Raw genomic sequence first — 19,143 nt, 5'->3', positions numbered from 1 at the left:
GGACCGTCCATGGCCCGCATTGTCCCCGACAACTGGCAGCACCTGGAAGCGACCGGCGCCGCCGCGCGCGAGCGCGAGACGCTCGCGCTCCTCGAGCGCGGCTTGCCCGCCGGCTACACCGTCTATCACGGTGTGCACTGGACGCGGCTCACGGAGGGATTCTCCGTGTTCGGCGAGGCGGACTTCGTGATCGTGAGCCCGTCCGGGCGCGCGCTGATCGTCGAGCAGAAGACCGGCTTCCTGCGCGAGACGAAAAACGGCCTCGTGAAGGCGTATCTGCAGACCGAGCGCAATGTTGCGGTCGGGCTCGCGGGCACGGTGGAGGCATTGCACCGGCGCTTCACGGCCGCGTTCGGCGTGGGCAACTACGGTCTCGAGGCGCTCTTCTACTGCCCCGACCATGCAGTGCGCGAGCCGGCGATCGCGGGCGTGCAGGCCTCGCGCATCGTCGACGCCACGCGCAAGGCGCAGCTCGCGGCCATCGTGCGCGAGGCGCTGCCCGCCGACGAGCCGCGCCTGCCGTGCGCCGCGAAGATCCATCATTTTCTCGCCGACGAGCTCTCGCTCACCCCCGACGCCAGCGCGCTGGTGGGCGCGGCGGGCACGCTCGTCACGCGTCTTGCGGGCGGGCTCGCCAGTTGGGCGCGACGCCTCGAATTCGAGCCGTTTCGCCTGCGCGTGATCGGCACGGCGGGCTCGGGCAAGACCCAGCTCGCGTTGCAAGTGATGAAGGACGCGCTCGCTCGCGGCGCGCGCACGCTCTATGTGTGCTTCAACCGGCCGCTGGCGGACCACATTGCCAAGGTCGCGCCGCCCGAGGCGAAGGTGGCCAACTACCATCAGCTGTGCGATTGGGTCTCGCGCGACGGCGGCCATGTGCCCGACTTCGAGGGCACGAATGTTTTCGAAGGCCTGGAGCGGCGCTTCGCGCAGACGCCCATCGACGCACGCTGGCAGTTCGATGTGGTGATCGTCGACGAGGGGCAGGATTTCCAGCCGGCGTGGGTCGATGCGCTCGCGCGCCTGTTGCGTCCGGGCGCGGCGTGGTGGTGGCTCGAAGACCCGCTGCAGAACCTCTATATGCGCGAGCCCGTGGCCTTGCCCGGCTGGACCGTGCTGCGCGAGACCACCAATTACCGCAGCCCGCGTGACATCCTCGCGTTTCTGCGCGAGGCGGCGGGCGAGGCCGTGCCCGCGCTCGCGCAGCATGCGGCGGGCAGCCCGTTCGACGGCTCGGAGGTCACGCTCGCCGTCTGGGACGAGCGCGCCGAAACGGGCGCGGCTGGCAGGGCGGTGGAACGGGGGGCGGATGGCGCGCAAGAGCCTGCCGTAGTCGTGGCGACCAAGCGCGCGATCACGCAGGCGCTCTCACTGGGCTTTCGCAAGCAGGACATCGTGGTGCTGTCGTTCCGGGGCCGTGAGCATTCGCATTTCACGGCGCTCGACCACCTGGGGCCGCATCGGCTGCGCAGCTTCACGGGGCAATTCGACCTGTTCGGCAATCCGCAGTATCGCGATGGCGACGTGCTGCTCGATTCGATCTATCGCTTCAAGGGGCAGTCGGCGCCCTGCGTGATCCTCACGGACGTCGACTTCGAGACGCTCGACGAGCGCACGGCGCGCAAGCTCTTCGTGGGTGCGACGCGCGCAACCATGAAGCTGATCGTGGTGGCGTCGGCGCGCGCCGCGCGGGCGATGGGGCGTGATCCGGCGGCGCTCGCTCGCACGTGAGGCCGGACTGCCCGCGCATCAACCCCAGGCCGAAGCGCCGATCAGCGTGCCCGCGCGCGCCTGGGCGTTCCACCAGATCACGCGCAAGAGCGGCGCGAGCTGCGCGATGTAGATGGCCTGCACCGGATCGCTCTCGATGAAATGCGTCACGCCGCAGCGCACTGCGGCGGCGGCCTTGTGCGTGGCGGCGCCCGAAGGCGTGTCGTCGTGCTCGCCCGGCGCGCGCATCATCAGCTCCAGATGCCCGAAGCCGTGCCGGTCGAGCCACGCCTGGGTGCGCTCGCGGTCGATTTCGGGGCGGCCGGTGATGATGGCGCGCGTGTGCTTCAGGTCGATGTCCGGCACGCGCTCGAGCGGCAGCAGCGCGTCGCGTTCGGCAAGCGCCGCTTCGAGATTTTCGTCGTAGCGCGAGAGCGGAATGTCGGGCAAGAGAATGCCGTCGAGGTCGATCGCGTAGACCGCGTATTCGTGATCGTCGCCCATGCCCGTGCCTTCGCGCGTGCCCTCGCGCGACCAGTCGGCGCGATAGCGGTCGGTGTAGGCCTGCCGCTCCCAGGGGAACAGCGCGAAATAGCCGCTCGCGTCGATCGAATAGTCAGGGCGCAGGCGGCTCAGGTCGTCATAGGCGCCCGTGAGCGTGCGCACCACGAGGCCGTGCTCGCGCAGGAACGCGATGCAGTCGACGAGTGTATGGCCCCGTCCGGCAATGTCCTCGCATACCAGCACCTTCGAGCCCGGCTCGGGCATGGGCAGCGTGGAGTCCCAGCGCACCTCGCGCGTCTCGCGCGAATAGCGCAGGAAGGCGACGTTCGCGCCGGTCGCGTGCGAGACCATCAGCGCGAGCGGCGCGCCGCCGCGCAGGATGCCGACGACCGCAGCGAAATCCTCCTCGATCAGCAGCGGCTGCAGCGATTCGACCCAATGGTCGAGCTGTTCGTAGGTGAGCGGAACGACGGGTTTGTTCATGGGACGGGAGTGACAGTGCGATGACGGTCTGTTGCGCCACGCGGCCGCGTGCTGCCGATGCGTGCGTCAGCGAACAAGACCTCTATTGTCGGATTAATGTTTGACGATATTATGCCTATGCTTGCCGGCTCATGCAGACCGGTACGGTGCGGGTCACTCAAAGGGTCGTATCGCGGGACTTCACGCTGGACTGCGCGCAGGGCTGCGGCATGATCACACAATGAATATTGCGCCAGGGGAGCGAGAGCCATGCAGGATCCTGTTGTCGGGCAAGACGGCCGGCACGAAGCCCGGCCCGCATGCCGCGAGCGCCGGCGCTTCACGGCTGCGCTCGCCGGGCTGCTGGCGGTGGCCGCCATGCCGCTGCCGCGGCTCGCATTGGCCGGCTCGGACGGCTCGCTCCAGCTCGACGTGAACGGCGAAGTGCGCGTGACCAATGACGCCGCGCACACCGATTATCACTTCAGTGAGGCGGCGCTGCTCAAGCTGCCCGCGCATTCGATCGTGACGACCACTACCTGGACGCCGCGCTCGACCTTCACGGGCGCGCTGCTCTCCGACGTGCTCAGTACCGTGGGCGCTTACGGCAGCCAGATCGAAATTCACACCATCGACGACTACACTTGCGTCGTGCCCGTGTCCGACGCCGCGCGCTACGGCGCGGTGCTCGCCTACGAGATGAACGGCAAGCGCCTGAAGGTGAGCAATTTCGGTCCGCTATTCCTGATCTATCCGCGCGACCAGTTCCCGATGGAGCTCGACGGCGCGGCGGGCGACGCCAAGTTCGCCTGGCAGATCGTTTCGATGACCATCAAGCAGTGAGAAGGTGATGCGACGTCCGCTGCGGCGCCTGCTGCATGTGCTGATCTGGGTTGCCGCGCTGGTGCCGCCGGTGGTGGCCGTGGGCTATCTGCTCTACGCGAACCTGCTGAACCCCAACGTGGTCCAGCGCCTGACCGGCAACTACGACGGCCTCTACTGGGACGCCGCGCAGATGCAGATCGCCTACGCGCGCTTCGAGAGCCAGTTGCTGATCTACGCGGACGGCCTCGACCGTGACATCGACAAGGTGCGGCTGCGCTACGAAGTCCTGCAGTCCAAGCTCAACGTGATGAAGAGCACGACGCGCACGCTCGCGAACAAGCCTGAGCTCATGAAGCGTCAGCAGGCCGATCTCGCCGCGATCCATGCCGCCATTGTGCCGTTCGACGCCGAAATCGCGACGCTCGCCGAGAATCCCGAGCGCGCGGTGCCCATGCTGATGGTGCTCGACGCGCAGTGGGCCCAGGTGACCGATCTCGCCTTGAGCCGGCGCTTTGCCGATGTGACCGAGCGCGAAGGCATCCGGCGCGACTTCATCGCAAAGCGCCGCGAAATGTTTGCCGCGGGCCTCGTGCTGCTGATGCTCTCGGCGGCGGCGGCGGTGCTGCTCGTGATGAACGGCTACCGGCGCACGCGTCTCATCCGGCAACAGCACGCGGCGCTCGAGGCCGAGCACCAGGCGAGCCGCGCCGCGCGCGAGGCGAGCACGGCCAAGGACGCGTTCCTCGGCATGATCAGCCACGAACTGCGCACGCCGCTGCACGCCATCGTGTCGTCGATCGAGCTGCTCGGCTTCAACTCGCATTCCGAGTCGGACAGCAAGGTGATCCAGCGGCTCGAAACCGCCGCGCGCCAGCTCGAGGCGCAGATGAAGGACCTCACCGACTACGCGCGCCTTGGCGCAGGCAAGCTCGAATTGCGTCAGGAAGCGTTCGACCCGCGCGAGCTCCTGCAGTCGATCGTCGACGAAAACGAGCAGGCCGCGCGCGCTCGCGGCCTCGCGTTCGAGCACGCCTGCCACGGCGTGCATCGGCGGCTCGTGGCCGATCCGCACCGCATCCGCCAGATCGCCAACAACCTCGTGACCAACGCGATCCGCTACACCGAGCGCGGCTCGGTGCGCATCGAATTCATCAGCGGCGCGGTCGTGCATGGCGGCGTGCCGCTCGCGCAAACGTTGGCGATCATCGTGAGCGACACCGGGCCGGGCGTGCCCGCCGCGCAGATCCCGCTCATCTTCAAGGAGTTCACCCAGCTCGATACCTCGCGCTCGCGCCGTTACGAAGGCGCCGGCATGGGGCTCGCGATCGTGCGCGGGCTCGTCGACCTGTTTGGCGGCACGATCGAAACCGACAGCCGCGTGGGCAGGGGCACGACCTTCACGGTGACGATTCCCGTCACGACGGTGGTGGCGCCGGTCGCCGACGTGCTCGCGCCGCACTCGCGCGACGAGGTGCAGCAGCAGGTGCTGGTGGTCGACGACAACCCGCTGGTGCGCGAGTCGCTGTGCGAGATGGTCGCGCACATGGGCTACGCGCCGCTCGCCGCCGCCGACGCGGACAGCGCGCTGGCCCGCCTCGACGAGACCCAGTGCGGCGTCGTGCTGCTCGACCTGCACATGCCGGGCCGCGACGGCTACGCGTTCGTGACGGGGCTCGAGGCGCGCGAGGGCGCGGGGATCGGCGCGCGTCCGCGCGTGATCGCCGTGAGCGCCGACGTGGCCGCGCTCGCGGCCGCTGCCGCCGACAGCGAGAATCCGTTCTTCGACTTGCTGCCCAAGCCGGTGCACTACGAAGTGCTGCGCACGGCGCTGCTGCGCGCGCTCGACGCGCCGCGTGCGCCGCACCTGCCGAACCTGGCGGATGCGCAGCACACGTCCGGCGAAGCGCGCGAGAGGCTTGGGACCTGAGCAGCGAGAAGCTCACTGCGCAAAGCACGCGTTGCTGGTGCGCCCTGGCGGCGCGCCAGCCTGGCAGTCCTGGTGATCCGGGTACTGCGGGTAATGCGCGTAATGCGGCTGGCGTCAGCCGCGATTGAGGCGCTTGGAAAGATCGGCGACGAGAATCGCCATGCGCGCGGGTTTTTCGTAGCAGGCCACGTTGTAGTGGCGCACCACCTGGCTGATCTCCGACTCGCTTGCCTTGCCCGTCAGCAGCTCGCCCGTGAGCACGAAGATGGGCGCGTCGGGGTTCTCGGAGGCCCGCACCTTGCGGATCGCCTCGGCGGAGGTCTGGCTGCCGAACAGCCAGTCGATCACCACGCCGTCGAACACGTTGTGCTCCAGCGCGTGATCGAACGCGGCGAGGCCATAGAGTGCGTGCGCCGTGTAGCCGCAGTGCTCGAGATAGTCGCGCAGGTTGTCGGCGGAGGACTGATCGTCATCCACCACGGCGATGAGCGGCTTGTCGGACTCGGCGCGGCGCGGATAGATCTCGATCTTGTGAACTTCGCGCGCGTTCTGATAGAGCGCGCCGTCGGGGCGCACCACGCGCCATTGACCCTGCTTCTCGTAAGCGACGAAGTCGGGGCGGCTGCCGGGCTCCACGGGCGCACCAATCCAGGCTGTGCACGCAAGCTCCACGGCGCTCACGCACAAGAGCGCTTCCTGCGCGCTCGCGCCCACCATGCCGGGGTCGAGCAGCTGCGCGCCGAATAGCTGCCCGGCCGGCTCGCCGAACGCTTCGGCCACTTTCTTGATTTGTGCGAGCGTCCACGGGCTGTTGCCGCGCAGCTTGCGATGGCCCTGCGAAAAGCTCAGTTCGAGGATCCGGCACAGCTCCGTCGTTTGCTGACGTTTGCCGATGCCATGACGGCTCATCAGCTCGCGTACGCGTTCTGCGACCGAGACGGAGTCGGTTGAGTGTTCAACGTTCGACATGCTGCAAATGGGGGAGGATCGAGAGTCGGTTTGGGCTAATTATCTCGTGCCGCGACGCTGCTGCAGAAAGAAATAATTCTGACAGAGCGTGGGCGCGCATTATTCTAAACGCATAATTTTACAATTGCGTAAGTTTTGGGCGGCAACATACGATGACGTCCGCTATCTTGGCGCAACAACCGTTCCTTGGGCAAGCGGCGGCGCCAATGAGCCCGCGCGAGCGCACTTGTATTTGCGACAATAGCCGTTCTACGCGAATTCCCCGGCGCGGGCCGCGGGCCTGTCCACCCGGCGGGGCAGGGCTCGCATCGGGGCGATGCCGTGAGGAAGGATTGAATGAAATGACCAGCAAGCCTGCACAGAAGCCGGTGGGTGAGGACGCAACGTATCGCGGCCACGATGCCGGGCCGCTCGAGGTCCGCCATCGTGACGTGCCGTACTACAGCCAATGGGGCAGCCCGGACTGGGTGGCGCGCATCGTCGAAGAGGGCGCGGACCCGTGCGACGATCCGCTCTGGCGCATGAGCGGCTTCGCGCTGCCCGGCGACTATCGCTTCTGGGCGAAGCGTCTGTGCGGGCTGACCTGCTTCGAGTCGGCGCTCGACTACTGGGGCATCGCCCACGCGCCGCGCGCCGCGCTGCTCGAAGATGCGCTGCGCCACGGCGTCTATCGCATGCGCGAGGACGGCGGCGTGGACGGGCTGATCTACCGGCCGTTCGCGGCATGGGCCGAGGCGGCGTTCGGCGTGCGCGTGGAGGTGATGACCGACGAGGACATCGAGGCGAGCGCCGCGCGCCTGAACGCCAGCACGCTCGCGATCGTCTCCGTGAGCCCCGAGATCCGCTATCCCGAGCGCGCGAACGCGCATCGGGGTGGCCATCTGATCCTGCTGCACGGACGCAGCGACGGCGGCGTGTGGTTCCACAATCCGTCGGGCGTCGCGCCGTATCAGGCCGATGCCTGGCTGCCTTATGAAACGGTCGCGCGCTTTCATGCGCGGCGCGGGATGGCGCTGACGCGTCTGGCGTGAGCGCCGCGTGGTCGAGGACGGCGAGCAAGCAGCGTGCAGCGGCGCACGACTAGCATGCAGCGCCTCCCGCCGTGTTCCCGGCTACATCAAGCCGGCTGCAGTCCCTCCAGCAATTGCCGCACGCGAGACAGATCGCGATTGACGGCGCCCGCGTCCTCGAACAGCGCCGCGAGCCAGTCGACGAACACGCGCACGCGCGGCGAGACCTGGCGCGACTTCACGAACGCGACCGAGACCGGCGTGGGCAGCGGCTTCCATTGCGGCAGCACCTCGACGAGCGCGCCGCCGTCCAGATAAGGCTGCGCCGCGAGCAGCGGCGGCTGGACCAGCCCATACCCTTGCAGGCCGCAGGTGAGATAGGCGAACTCGTCGGAGACGTGCACGAAGCCGTCCACCTTCACCTTGGTCGCGCTGCCCTCCACTTCGAAATCGAACTCAAAGGGGCGGCCCGTGAGCGGCGAAATAAAATTCACCACGGGGTGCCGCGCGAGATCGTCGAGCGATTGCGGTGCGCCATGGCGCGCGAGATACGCGGGGCTCGCGCAGGTCACGTGCTCGAGCACGCCAAGGCGGCGCGCGGCGAGCCCCGAGTCGGGCAATTCGCCGAGCTGGATGCTGCAATCGACGCCTTCGCCGACGAGGTCGACGTTGCGCAGGCTCACGCCGATCACGAGATCGATTTGCGGATAGCGCGCATGGAAATCGTCGAGCGCGGGCAGCACGATCGCGTTGGCGATCAGCCCCGGCATCTCCACGCGCAGCCGGCCGCCGATCGCGCCGGGCGACTGGCGCACGCTCGCTTCGGCATCGTCGATGTCGGCGAGGATTCGCGCGGCGCGCTCGTAGTACGCGGCACCCTCGGGCGTGAGCGAAAGGCGGCGCGTCGTGCGCACGAGCAATTGCGTGCCGAGCAGCGCTTCGAGGCTCTGCATCAGCGTGGTTGCGGTGGCGCGCGGCATGTCGAGCGATTGCGCGGCTTTGGTGAAACTGTTGGTATCGACGATGCGAATGAAGGTACGCATCGCCTGGATGCGGTCGATCACGGGCGAGCTCCTGTAGCTGATTAGGACTGCTTGAACGAAATCCGCGCTACGGCAGAAAAGGGGTGAACCGCAAAGCGGCAAAGGCGCTTCGCGGCGCCGGCGTCTCGCGGAATGGGCGCGCGGCGGTTAAACAGCGATGTCGGTTCAATGGCGGCGCTCGGTGACTGCATGCGGGAGCGCCGGCTCGACTACGTGAGGCCGGGAAAAAGCAGGCCTCGGCACGAAAGGGCTGGTTGGGCCGTCCGGAATGGACGGCCCGGCGGGGCAGGGCAGGACGTCGTACGTGGCGCGCTTATTGGCGCAGCGAATCGATGTCGATCACGAAGCGGTACTTCACATCGCTCTTGAGCATGCGCTCATAGGCGTGGTTGATGTCCTGCATCTTGATCATTTCGATATCGGACGTGATGCCATGCTGCCCGCAGAAGTCCAGCATTTCCTGCGTTTCTGCAATGCCGCCGATCAGCGAGCCCGCAAGACGGCGGCGCTTGAAGATCAGGTTGAACACTTGCGGCGAAGGGTGATCGTGCTCGGGCGCACCCACCAGTGTCATCGTGCCGTCGCGCTTGAGCAGCTCGATGAACGGGTTCAGGTCGTGCTGCGCGGCCACCGTGTTGACGATCAAATCGAAGCTGTTGGCGTGCGCCTTCATCTGCTCCGGGTCTTTCGAGATCACGACTTCGTCGGCGCCGAGGCGCTTGCCGTCCTCGATCTTCGAAGGCGAGGTGGTGAACAGCACCACGTGCGCGCCCATTGCATGCGCGAGCTTCACGCCCATGTGGCCGAGGCCGCCGAGGCCCACGATGCCGACCTTCTTGCCGGGGCCCGCGCCCCATGTGCGCAGCGGCGAATACGTGGTGATGCCCGCGCACAGGAGCGGCGCGGCGCCCGCGGGGTCGAGGTTCTCGGGCACGCGCAGCACGAAGGCTTCGTCGACCACGAGTTGCGTCGAATAGCCGCCGTAGGTGATGTCGCCGCTCACGCGGTCGACACCGTTATAGGTGCCCACGAAGCCGTTCTCGCAATACTGTTCGAGGCCTTCCGTGCAGCTCGCGCAGGTGCGGCACGAGTCGACGAGACAGCCGACGCCCACGAGCTCGCCCACCTTGAAGCGCGTGACGCCCTTGCCCACTTGCGTCACGCGGCCGACGATCTCGTGGCCCGGCACGACCGGATAGAGCGTGTTGCGCCATTCGTTGCGGGCTTGATGCAGGTCCGAGTGACACACGCCGCAGAACTGCACGTCGATGCGCACGTCGAGCTCGCGCAGATCGCGGCGCTGGAATTCGAACGGGGCGAGCGGCGAGGCGGCGTCGCGGGCGGCGTATCCATAAGTCGGGTACATGGGCGGTGGCTCCTGAAGCTGAGTTGCAAGGGGCACGCAAACGCCGAGACGCAGCGCATCGGGCGCTACGCGTATCGGGTGTTGCGGCAGGGTTCCCATCCTAAGGACCGGGGCCGACCCAGGGAATACCTGAATCTATCGAAGACTTGCCTGTTTCTCCTGCCGAAGTACGCACGCGTGCGTTCGGTGATAGATTGACAAGCCTGTTTCTCTGTCGGTATCGATGAATTTAGGGGCGCAACTGTCATGAAAAGCTCACAAACCGTCCGCGCGGCGCAGGGTGCTGCCGCGCTCGCGCCAGCCGCCGCGGTGGCGCCGCTCGTCTCCACGGCCAGCTCCGCGAACGCGTCGCGCCCGGCACCCGATGACGCGATGCAGCGCCGCGTGGTCGAGCTGCTCCTGCAGCTCACCCAGCGCGACGGCGTGCATTGCACGGCGCTCGAAGGCGTGCGGCTCTATCGCGGCAGCCAGAGCCATCCGCGCAAGCCGGTCATGTACGAGCCGAGCATCTTCATCGTCTGCCAGGGCCGCAAGCGCGGCTTTCTCGGCGACCAGATGTTCATCTACGATGCGCAGCAATATCTCGTGCTCTCGGTGCCGCTGCCGTTCGAGTGCGAGACCGAGGCCACGCCCGAGAAGCCGCTGCTCGCCATTTCCGTGCGCGTCGATCTGACGATGGTGGCCGAACTGCTGATGGCGCTCGACGACTCGCGCGGCAGCGCCGTGTCCGAGCCCGCGGGCATCTACGCGACGCCGCTCGACGCACCGCTCTCGAACGCCGTGCTGCGCCTGCTCGAAGCGCTCACGCAGCCGTGCGAGGCGCGCATCCTCGGTCCGGCGATCGTGCGCGAGATCTGCTATCGCGTGCTCACGGGCGAGCAGGGCGACGCGATTCGCGCGGCGCTCACGCATCAGCAACATTTCGGCCGCATCGCGAAGGCGCTGCGCCGCATTCACAGCGACTACCGCGGCGATCTCGACGTGGGCCTGCTGGCCGCCGAGGCCGGCATGAGCCTCGCGGTGTTCCATGCGCACTTCAAGGCCGTGACCTCGACCTCGCCGATGCAGTACGTGAAGACCACGCGCCTGCATCACGCGCGCCTTTTGATCACGCACGATGGCATGAACGTGAGCGCGGCGGCCACGCGCGTGGGCTACGAGAGCGCCTCGCAGTTCAGCCGCGAGTTCAAGCGCCTGTTCGGCTGCACGCCCGCCGACGAAATGCGCCGCGCGCGCGGCGCTGCGGAGGCTGCCGCGCCACGCGTCGAAGCGCCTGCACGCTATGTGACGGTCGTGTGAGTCCGCTGTTGCGGGCATCCTTGATCCATTGATTCGCATGCCGAAGGAGTTGTGACGCGATGAGCCACACCGTGAAGCCGCGCCTGCTCGTGCTGATCCCGCTCACCGACGCCGACCGCACCGAGCTTGCCGGGCACTTCGACGTGCTCTACGTACCGCAGCGGCGCGCCCAGGCGATCGAACAGCATGGCCCCACCGTGCGCGCAGTGCTCACGAATGGCACGACCGGGCTCACGGCCGACGAGATCGACCGCATGCCCGCGCTCGAACTCGCGGGCGCGCTGGGCGCCGGCTATGAGAATCTCGCGCTCGATCATGCGCGCTCGCGCGGCATCGCGCTGTGCAACGGGGCCGGCGTGAACGCCGATTGCGTCGCCGATCACGCGATGGCGCTCCTGCTCGCTGCCGTGCGCGCGGTGCCGCAGTTCGACGCCGCGTGCCGGGCAGGTGTCTGGCGCGATGCGCTGCCGATGCGGCCCACGCTCACGGGCCGGCGCCTCGGCATCGTCGGCTATGGGCAGATTGGCGCAAAGATCGCCCGGCGCGCGGCGGGCTTCGAGATGGCGATCGGCTATCACAATCGCACGCCGCGCGAGGGCGTGAGCGCACGCTATTTCGATACGCCGCTCGCGCTCGCGCAGTGGAGCGACTGCCTCGTGGTGGCGACGCCGGGCGGCGCGCAAACGCAGCATCTGATCGATCGCGCGGTGCTCGATGCGCTCGGGCCCGAGGGTTTTCTCGTCAACGTTTCGCGCGGCAGCGTGGTGGATACGGCGGCGCTGGCCGTTGCGCTCGCGCAGGGCACGCTGGGCGGCGCGGGCCTCGACGTCTACGAGGGCGAGCCCGCGCCGCCTCAGGCGCTCGTGGCGCTCGAGAACATCGTGCTCACGCCGCACGTGGCCGGCACGTCGCCCGACGTGCGCGCGGCCAGCATTCGCCACTTCATCGCGAACGCCACGCAATGCTTCGCGGGCGCGCCGCTGCTCACGCCGCTCTGAACCCGCCTGGAGCCGCCCCTGGCAAGTGTCGGCCGCTTGGAGTTGCCTTAAGGTTGCCTTAAGGGCGCCTTAAGGCGTGCCAAGGTACTTTAGGCTGCCCTGAGTCCCGGAAAATTTTTCGCGTGCCCCGGATCTGCTTGCTCGCCGCCCGGCTATGTACGCTGGACCACGTCCCGAAGAAAGTCTCCATAGTGGCGGCCATCCGCGCGTTTATGCATGCCGTATCATCTTCCGTTGAGCGACGCGGTCTCGCTCACCGCCTTGCGCGCCGCGCACGGGCGGCCGACTTCCCGGTCCCGGGAACCATGAGACGTTACGCATGCAAACTTTGATCGAGGCGTTGCAACGAACCGCCGACCTCGTGGTGAACGACTTCTATGAGGAACTGGCGCGCTTGCCCAAGTCGCGACGCATCCTCGAAATGCTGTCGGGAGAGGAGCTTGCACATCTCAAGACGCGGCAGATGCAGAACCTGCTCGCACTCGCGCAGCCGTCATTGACCTCGCAGGATCGCGCCGAAATGGCGATGCGCGTCGGGCGCATCCATGCCATCGTCGGGCTCGACAAGGAAGAGCTCGTGCGCAGCCGCGGCATCCTGCAGGAACTCGTCGACAAGCAGATCGGGCGCAACGTGAGCCGCCAGGCGCTCTCGCTCTACGCGCGGCGCCTGATTGCGGACACCGCCTGGCAACTGAAGGCGTATCAGGCGGTGCAGGATTCGCAGCAGGAGGTGCTTCAGCGCATCACGCGCATCGTCTGGGAGGCGGGCAGCTATACCCATTTCATCGACCAGGTCATCGCCGCGCTCGCGGCCCACGACGAAGTGACCGCGTGCGCGATCGGCCGTCCCGATGCGGCGGGAATCTTCCACTTCGAGGCGGGCGCGGGCGGCCGGGGGCGCCTCAGCGGCAGCAGTGCGGACAGTGGTGGCGGGTTGCTCGACGCGCTGGGGGCCGAGGGCCACGTCATCAGCGTGCGTGCCGACCACCTGTGCGGGCAGGGCGCCGTGGGGCGCGCCTGGCGCAGCGGCAAGGCCGAGCGCGTCGTGAATTATCAGACCGATCCGCTCGTCGCGCGCTGGCGCGATGTCGCCGCGCGCGAGGGCCTGCGCTCCGCCGTTGCGCTGCCGCTCGCCGCCACCGGCCAGCCGCCGATCGCGATCCTGATGCTCTACAGCGCGTGGCCGGGCGGTTTCGTCGGGCCGGACCAGGTGGCTTTCGTCGAACTATTGCAGACGCTGCTCGGCTGCGCCGTCGCACGCCTGCAGACCCACGAGGGCATGCCCGGCGCCGCGGTGCCGGTGAGCGTGCGCCAGCATTGGGCGGCGCTCGTGCGCACGGGTGCGCTGCAGATGCACTATCAGCCACTGCTGAATCTGGCAACGGGCCGCTGCGGCAAGGTGGAGGCGCTCGCGCGCCTGCGCGACGGCGAGCGGCTGCTGATGCCCGACGAATTTCTCTTCGCGCTGGCCTCCGACGATCTGCTCGAGCTCTTCGCGCGCGGGTTGCATCAGGCGCTTGCCGACCGCCGCCAATGGCTCGCGGCGGGACACGATCTGGCCGTCTCGATCAACCTGCCGCCGGCCGCGCTCAACGACATCCGCTATTTCGAGGCGGCCCGCGAGGCGCTGCAGACGTACGCATGCCCGAGCGCGCAACTCACGCTGGAAGTTCTGGAGACCGAAGCATTCTCGATGAACGAGGGGCAGGGCTCGATCCTTGGAAAGTTTCGTGCGCTGGGCGTGCTGCTCGCGCAGGACGATCTCGGCTCGGGGCATAGCGGGCTCGCGCGGCTGCGCGAATTGCCGTTCGACTGGATCAAGATTGACCGCGAGATCGCCCATCTCGAAGGCGACACGGCGCTCGACGCGCTGCGCGTGGTGTATCAGGTGACGCGTCTGGGCCATTCGCTGGGCAAGCTGGTGCTGGCGGAGGGTGTCGATTCGGCGGATTTGCTGGCGGCGCTCGCGATACTCGGCGTGGACGGCGCACAGGGCTACGTGATCGCGCGGCCCATGCCGGCCGCGCAACTGCCCGGGTGGATTGCCGCCGACGAGGCGCACGAAGCGCACGAAGCGCGCGAGGCGCCAGGCGCGCGAGAGAGCGTGCTTGCGCGGCTCGCTCGCTTCGTGGTGTGGGAAGAACGCTTGCTCATGATCGCGGCGGTGCCCGGCGCGGCGCGCGATCTCCTCAAAGCCGCCGCGTTTGTCGCGAACACTCCGCTGGCCGAAGCGCTGGTGGGACTCGGCGACGTGCTGCCGGCAGGCGAGGCGCGTGAGGCGCTCCAGCGCGATCTCCTGCGCGCCCTGCTGGACGGCGGCCGCGAGAGCGACGCGTGGCGCGCCGCGCGCGATCGCCTCACGAGCGCGATCGCGGCGACGGCGCACGAGACTCGCACGCCCGAGCCCATGCCGTCGCACACGCACTGAGCGGGCCGCGGCGCGCACGGGGTGCGCCTGGTTCGCATTTGCCTCGCGCCTTATTCGGTCAACGCGATGGCCACATCCGTTGCCGCTGCCGTAGGCTGCCTGCGTTGCAGCACCGTGATGCACACGAGCGACACGGCTGAAAGCGCGCTATAGAAGAGCGCCAGCGGCCACCATTGCCCGGGGAAATCGTGTGCGAGCAGCGTGCCGACCAGCGGCGTGAGGCCGCCCGCGAGTGCCGCGCAGCATTGGTAGGAGATCGAAATAGCCGAATAGCGCACGCGCACCGGGAAGGCATTCGTCATGAAACCCGCCATCACCGCATACGAGCTCGACATGCACATCACGGCGATGGCGATGCCGATCACGATGGCGGCCGGCTTGCCGGTCGAAACCAGCACGAACATCGGCCAGGGCGAGAGCATCGCCAGCCCAGCCGCGAACGTGAGGAAGCGGCCCGCGCCCACGCGCTGCGCGAACCAGGCCGAGGCGAGCTGCGTGAAGAGCTGGATGAAGGCGACGACGAACAGGCAGTCGAGAATCAGTGCGCGGTCGAGGCCGAGCGTCTGCGTCGTGTAGTTGAGCATGAAGGTGTTGACGAACCACGCACCCGCCACGCCGATCACGTTGGCGCCCAGACACAGCAGCACGACGCGCCAGCTGTCGCGCAGCACCTCGAGGATCGGCAGCGCGGCTGTGCGGCGCTGGGTCTTGAGCGCCTCGAACTCGGGCGATTCGCTCACGCCCGAGCGGATCAGCAGGCCCACTACGAGCAACACCGCGCTCGCGATGAACGGCAGACGCCAGCCCCAGGAAAAGAGCGCGGCGTGGTCCAGATGCGCGACGCTGCGAAACGCGAGCAGCGCGAGGATCAGACCCGCGGGACTGCCCAGTTGTGCGAACGAGGCGAGGAACGTGCGCTTTTCTTTCGGCGCATGCTCGCCCGCCATCAACACTGCGCCGCCCCATTCGCCGCCGATGGCGATGCCCTGCGCAATGCGCAGCGCGACCAGCAGGGCCGGCGCGAGTGCGCCCGCGCTGGCGTAAGTGGGCAGAAAGCCGATGCCCACGGTGCCCACGCCCATGATCGAAAGCGTGGCGACCAGAGCCTTCTTGCGGCCGATGCGGTCGCCCAGATGCCCGAACACGAGCCCGCCGAGCGGCCGCGCGAAAAACCCCACGGCGAAGGTGCCGAACGAAGCGAGCGTGCTGTAGAAGGGCTCGTTCGACGGGAAGAACAATTTGCCGAAGATGAGCGCGGCTGCGGTGGCGTAGATATAGAAGTCGTACCACTCGATCGTGGTGCCGACGAAGGCGGCCAGCGAAGCGCGCGCGGGCTGGCGCGTGGAAATGCTCGTCATGCTTGTCTCCTAAGTTCTTTGGGTCGAGCCGGCTTGAGCCAGTCTTCTATCGATTGATGTCGCGTCCTGACTGCGGCCAGCGTTTCATCCCTTCACCACCCCCGCATCGAAAAGCTTCTGCTGGGTGGCGGCATCGATGCCGAGCGCGTCGAGCACCGCGCGTGTGTCGCCGCCGAGCGCGGGCGGCGGCGTGCGATAGGTGGCCGGGGTGCGCGAGAGCTTGACGGGCGCGCCCGTGCCCCGATAGCCGTCCATCTCGACGAGCATGCGGCGATGGTGCGTGTGCGGATGGGCGACCACGGCATCGACCGTCTGCACGGGGCCGCACGGTACGCCCGCGGCGATCAGATCGCGCGCGAGCGGCTCGCACTCATGCTGCGCGAGCCGTGCTTCGAGCGCCGCCTTCAACTCGGGCCGATGTGCGCAGCGGCTGCGGTTGTCGGCGTAGCGCGCGTCGTCGGCGAGCTCGGGCACGCCCAGATGCGCGCAGAGCTTCGCGAACTGCCGGTCGTTGCCCACGGCGAGGAAGATGGGCGCAGTGCCGGTCGCGTAGCTGTCGTAGGGGGCGATGTTCGGATGCGCGTTGCCGCTGCGCTGCGGCGTGCGTCCGTTGCCGAAGAAGTTCGGCAGATGCGGATGCAGCAGCGAGACGCCGCAGTCGTAAAGCGCGATGTCGACCGACTGGCCCAAGCCGCTCTTTTCGCGCTCCGCGAGCGCGAGCAGGATGCCGGCAAGCGCATTCAGGCCCGTGACCATGTCGACGATCGGCAGGCCGATGCGCAGCGCGGGTCCGTCGCTTTCGCCGTTCACGCTCATGAGGCCGGCCATCGCCTGGATCACGGCGTCGTAGCCGGGCAGGCCGCCGAGCGGGCCATCGGGACCGAAGCCGGAAATCGCGCAATGGATCAGGCGGGGAAAGCGCGGCTTGAGATCGCGTTCGTAATCCATGCCCCAGCGCGCGAGCGTGCCGGGCTTGAAATTCTCGACGAGGACGTCGGCGCCTTCGAGCAGTTGCCAGAGAATCGCGCGGCCCTCGTCGCGCGACAGGTCCACGGCAATGCCTTGCTTGTTGCGGTTCACGCCCACGTAATACCAGGCGGTCTCGTCGAGAAAGGGCGGGCCCCAGCCGCGCGTTTCGTCGCCAACGGGTGGCTCCAGCTTGATGACCTCGGCGCCGTGGTCGGCGAGCGCCTGCGTGCAGTACGGGCCGCCCAGCACGCGGCTCAGGTCGATCACGCGCAGGCCATGCAGCGCGCCGTTGACCTTGCTCGATGCCGATGCTTCGGATATCTGATGAATGCTCATTGCGCGGGCCTCACTGTGCGGGCAGCAGCTTCATTGCGTCAGCGAGCGGCAGCGGTTGTTCGTCTACGAGTGCGCGCAGTTGCGCGGCGTCGGCGTCGCGTTCGTCGAGCGCGAGCGGATCGCGCGGCAGCAGCTTGTGGCGCACGATCAGGTGCGCGAGCGCGAGGCGCCGGTAGTCCTGCGCGCCGCGCGAGACTTGCGCGGCCTCGCACGCCATGAAGGCGGCCGTGGTGGCGTGATAGAGCGCGCTCGCGGCCTGGCGCACCGACTCGTCGCGGCCGCATTCGGCCACGCTTTCGAGCGCCGCGCCCGCGCGTTCGAAGGCGGCGCGCAGCAGCGCCGCGCTTGCCTCGGGCAGGCCCGCTTCGGCGAGCTGTGCACGCACGTAGCGCGCGAGCGCATCGAGCGCGCCTTCGCGTTTGGCCGCGCGCGCGACGTCGAGCGCGACGATGTTGCTCGTGCCTTCCCAGATCGAGCCCAGATGCGCGTCGCGCACGAGGCGCGGGTCGCTCCATTCCTCGATATAGCCCACGCCGCCGCGCACTTCCATGGCGTCGCCGGTCACGCGGCGCGCATCGCGGCACGCGCGGAACTTGATGAGCGGCGTGAGGATACGCACGCACTTCGCCGCAAGTTCGTCGCCGCGGTCGGCGCGCGCGAGCAGTGTCGCGATCTGCATGAACATCGTGCGCGCCTGCTCGGCGGGCAGCATCATCTTGAGCAGTTGGCGCTGCATCAGCGGCATCTCGATCAGCTTGCGGCCGAACGCTTCGCGATGGCGCGCCACGTGCAGCGCTTCCGTGAGCGCTCGGCGCATGAGGCCCGCCGCGCGCACGCCGTTCGACAGACGCGACATGTTGATCATGTCCGCCATCTGATGAAAGCCGCGGCCCACTTCGCCAATCAGATACGCCTGCGCGCCTTCGAGCACGATCTCGCCGCTCGCCATCGAGCGGCTGCCGAGCTTGTCCTTGAGGCGCACGATGCGATAGCTGTTGCGCGTGCCGTCGGGCCGCGTCTTCGGCAGCAGAAAGAGCGCGAGGCCCTTGATGCCCGGGGGCGCGTCGTCGGGGCGCGCGAGCACCATCGCGAGATCGGCGTCGGCGTTCGAGCAGAACCATTTGTCGCCGTAGAGGCGCCAGACGTCTTCGCCGTTCGCGCCACGCTCCCTGACCGCGCGCGTGGCGATGCGTGCGACGTCCGAGCCCGCGGCCTGCTCGGTCATGAACATCGCGCCCTGATAGAGCGTGTCGAAGTCTTGCGACGCGAGCATCGGCAGATAGCGCGCGACGAGCTCGGGCGAGCCGAAGCGGCGCAACGTGCGCGTGAGCGAGTCGGTCATGCTCACGGGGCAGCACAACCCGAACTCCGCCTGGACGAACAGATAGGTGAGCGCGTATTTCACGAGCGGCGCGGGCGCGTTCTCGCGATGGCTCATCGCCGCGAGGCCGAGCTCGGCGTAGGCGACGCGCTCGAGCGCGACGTAGTCGGGGTGCTTTTCGAGGCTCTGGAGCGGCTCGCCGCGGCGCGTGCGCTGCTTGAGCGTGGGCGGATTGTGGTCGGCGGCGAGCGCCAGCGCATCGAGCTCGTCCGAGGCGCGCTGGCCGAGCGTGACGAGTTGGGGTGCGATGGCGGCGTAGGCGGCATCGCCGAGATAGCTGCGCAGCAGCGGGGCCAGACCGGGGTCACTCGTAAAGAAGTTGATGCCGCGGCTGTCGGGAATATTGGCCGAGCCGTCTGCCTGCGCGGCGACGGTGGAAAGATCGCTCATGGGGGTGTCTCCAGCCTTAGGGTTTGTTCGGATCTGCGCGCTCAGGCGCGACAATGGGTCCCAGCTCAAGGGCCAAGCTTAGGCAGGGCGACGATAACGGTCCAATACAAACGATGTCCTGTACGATAAGCAGCATCTATCGATAACGACATCGGGCAGACGACAAAA

At 67.9% G+C, this 19,143-nt stretch carries 14 protein-coding genes; 7 read left to right on the top strand and 7 right to left on the bottom strand.

What is annotated here, in order from left to right; genetic code table 11:
* Positions 1 to 9: 9 nt before the first annotated feature.
* The gene (locus EYW47_RS17080) at positions 10 to 1,731 is read left to right on the top strand and encodes an ATP-binding domain-containing protein (RefSeq protein ID WP_133196006.1); all 1,722 of its coding nucleotides are present in this window, start codon (positions 10 to 12) and stop codon (positions 1,729 to 1,731) included.
* Between the two features lie 18 nt (positions 1,732 to 1,749).
* Here EYW47_RS17080 and EYW47_RS17075 read toward each other — a convergent pair whose 3' ends face one another.
* A complete protein-coding gene (locus EYW47_RS17075; protein WP_133196005.1) occupies positions 1,750 to 2,697 on the bottom strand; it encodes a phosphoribosyltransferase in 948 nt (315 codons plus the stop codon).
* A 357-nt stretch (positions 2,698 to 3,054) separates the two neighbouring features.
* On the opposite strand from EYW47_RS17075, the gene EYW47_RS17070 reads away from it, so the two are divergent.
* Positions 3,055 to 3,519: a putative pterin-binding protein gene (locus EYW47_RS17070; RefSeq protein WP_133196080.1), complete on the top strand. Its 465-nt coding sequence runs from the start codon at positions 3,055 to 3,057 to the stop codon at positions 3,517 to 3,519.
* A 7-nt stretch (positions 3,520 to 3,526) separates the two neighbouring features.
* Entirely contained in the window at positions 3,527 to 5,428 is a 1,902-nt protein-coding gene (locus EYW47_RS17065) for an ATP-binding response regulator (RefSeq protein ID WP_205710090.1), read from the top strand.
* 114 nt (positions 5,429 to 5,542) lie between these two features.
* On the opposite strand, the gene EYW47_RS17060 is transcribed toward EYW47_RS17065, so the two are convergent.
* The gene (locus EYW47_RS17060; protein ID WP_133196004.1) at positions 5,543 to 6,397 is read right to left on the bottom strand and encodes a helix-turn-helix domain-containing protein; all 855 of its coding nucleotides are present in this window, start codon (positions 6,395 to 6,397) and stop codon (positions 5,543 to 5,545) included.
* A 341-nt stretch (positions 6,398 to 6,738) separates the two neighbouring features.
* Between EYW47_RS17060 and EYW47_RS17055 the strand changes: the two genes are divergently transcribed.
* On the top strand, positions 6,739 to 7,428 hold the full coding sequence (locus EYW47_RS17055) for a C39 family peptidase (protein ID WP_133196003.1): 690 nt from the start codon (positions 6,739 to 6,741) through the stop codon (positions 7,426 to 7,428).
* 86 nt (positions 7,429 to 7,514) lie between these two features.
* Here EYW47_RS17055 and EYW47_RS17050 read toward each other — a convergent pair whose 3' ends face one another.
* Together EYW47_RS17050 and EYW47_RS17045 are read right to left on the bottom strand one after the other, a co-directional pair.
* Positions 7,515 to 8,471 (bottom strand): LysR family transcriptional regulator, encoded by a 957-nt coding sequence (locus EYW47_RS17050; protein WP_133196002.1) that lies wholly within the window; start codon positions 8,469 to 8,471, stop codon positions 7,515 to 7,517.
* Positions 8,472 to 8,763: 292 nt separating this feature from the next.
* Positions 8,764 to 9,816, bottom strand: a complete 1,053-nt coding sequence (locus EYW47_RS17045; RefSeq protein ID WP_133196001.1) for an NAD(P)-dependent alcohol dehydrogenase — start codon at positions 9,814 to 9,816, stop codon at positions 8,764 to 8,766.
* Positions 9,817 to 10,188: 372 nt separating this feature from the next.
* Between EYW47_RS17045 and EYW47_RS17040 the strand changes: the two genes are divergently transcribed.
* The 3 genes from EYW47_RS17040 to EYW47_RS17030 all read left to right on the top strand — a co-directional run bounded on the left by EYW47_RS17040 (position 10,189) and on the right by EYW47_RS17030 (position 14,541).
* Positions 10,189 to 11,115 carry an AraC family transcriptional regulator gene (locus EYW47_RS17040; protein ID WP_240763762.1) on the top strand — a complete coding sequence of 309 codons (927 nt, stop codon included), beginning with the start codon at positions 10,189 to 10,191 and terminating at the stop codon, positions 11,113 to 11,115.
* 71 nt (positions 11,116 to 11,186) lie between these two features.
* Positions 11,187 to 12,113 (top strand): 2-hydroxyacid dehydrogenase, encoded by a 927-nt coding sequence (locus EYW47_RS17035; RefSeq protein ID WP_133196078.1) that lies wholly within the window; start codon positions 11,187 to 11,189, stop codon positions 12,111 to 12,113.
* A 319-nt stretch (positions 12,114 to 12,432) separates the two neighbouring features.
* Positions 12,433 to 14,541, top strand: a complete 2,109-nt coding sequence (locus EYW47_RS17030) for an EAL domain-containing protein (RefSeq protein ID WP_133195999.1) — start codon at positions 12,433 to 12,435, stop codon at positions 14,539 to 14,541.
* A 50-nt stretch (positions 14,542 to 14,591) separates the two neighbouring features.
* Here the strand turns inward: EYW47_RS17030 and EYW47_RS17025 are convergent, their stop codons facing one another.
* From EYW47_RS17025 to EYW47_RS17015, 3 genes are all read right to left on the bottom strand, one after another.
* On the bottom strand, positions 14,592 to 15,899 hold the full coding sequence (locus EYW47_RS17025) for an MFS transporter (RefSeq protein ID WP_133195998.1): 1,308 nt from the start codon (positions 15,897 to 15,899) through the stop codon (positions 14,592 to 14,594).
* A gap of 84 nt (positions 15,900 to 15,983) precedes the next feature.
* Positions 15,984 to 17,204 carry a CaiB/BaiF CoA transferase family protein gene (locus EYW47_RS17020; protein WP_133195997.1) on the bottom strand — a complete coding sequence of 407 codons (1,221 nt, stop codon included), beginning with the start codon at positions 17,202 to 17,204 and terminating at the stop codon, positions 15,984 to 15,986.
* 10 nt (positions 17,205 to 17,214) lie between these two features.
* Positions 17,215 to 18,975, bottom strand: a complete 1,761-nt coding sequence (locus EYW47_RS17015) for an acyl-CoA dehydrogenase family protein (protein ID WP_133195996.1) — start codon at positions 18,973 to 18,975, stop codon at positions 17,215 to 17,217.
* Between the last annotated feature and the right edge of the window lie 168 nt (positions 18,976 to 19,143).

The organism is Paraburkholderia silviterrae (assembly GCF_004353915.1).
GTDB lineage: Bacteria > Pseudomonadota > Gammaproteobacteria > Burkholderiales > Burkholderiaceae > Paraburkholderia > Paraburkholderia silviterrae.
Note: the sequence above shows the minus strand (reverse complement) of the source record. Positions and strands in the feature narration are given on the sequence as shown.

Excerpts from the sequence above, each read along its gene's own strand:
- EYW47_RS17075 (WP_133196005.1), bottom strand. The coding sequence starts at position 2,697 with ATGAACAAACCCGTCGTTCCGCTCACCTACGAACAGCTCGACCATTGG.
- EYW47_RS17060 (WP_133196004.1), bottom strand. The coding sequence starts at position 6,397 with ATGTCGAACGTTGAACACTCAACCGACTCCGTCTCGGTCGCAGAACGC.
- EYW47_RS17070 (WP_133196080.1), top strand. The coding sequence starts at position 3,055 with ATGCCGCTGCCGCGGCTCGCATTGGCCGGCTCGGACGGCTCGCTCCAG.
- EYW47_RS17020 (WP_133195997.1), bottom strand. The coding sequence starts at position 17,204 with ATGAGCATTCATCAGATATCCGAAGCATCGGCATCGAGCAAGGTCAAC.
- EYW47_RS17030 (WP_133195999.1), top strand. The coding sequence starts at position 12,433 with ATGCAAACTTTGATCGAGGCGTTGCAACGAACCGCCGACCTCGTGGTG.
- EYW47_RS17055 (WP_133196003.1), top strand. The coding sequence starts at position 6,739 with ATGACCAGCAAGCCTGCACAGAAGCCGGTGGGTGAGGACGCAACGTAT.
- EYW47_RS17065 (WP_205710090.1), top strand. The coding sequence starts at position 3,527 with ATGCGACGTCCGCTGCGGCGCCTGCTGCATGTGCTGATCTGGGTTGCC.
- EYW47_RS17080 (WP_133196006.1), top strand. The coding sequence starts at position 10 with ATGGCCCGCATTGTCCCCGACAACTGGCAGCACCTGGAAGCGACCGGC.
- EYW47_RS17045 (WP_133196001.1), bottom strand. The coding sequence starts at position 9,816 with ATGTACCCGACTTATGGATACGCCGCCCGCGACGCCGCCTCGCCGCTC.
- EYW47_RS17040 (WP_240763762.1), top strand. The coding sequence starts at position 10,189 with ATGCAGCGCCGCGTGGTCGAGCTGCTCCTGCAGCTCACCCAGCGCGAC.
- EYW47_RS17015 (WP_133195996.1), bottom strand. The coding sequence starts at position 18,975 with ATGAGCGATCTTTCCACCGTCGCCGCGCAGGCAGACGGCTCGGCCAAT.
- EYW47_RS17025 (WP_133195998.1), bottom strand. The coding sequence starts at position 15,899 with ATGACGAGCATTTCCACGCGCCAGCCCGCGCGCGCTTCGCTGGCCGCC.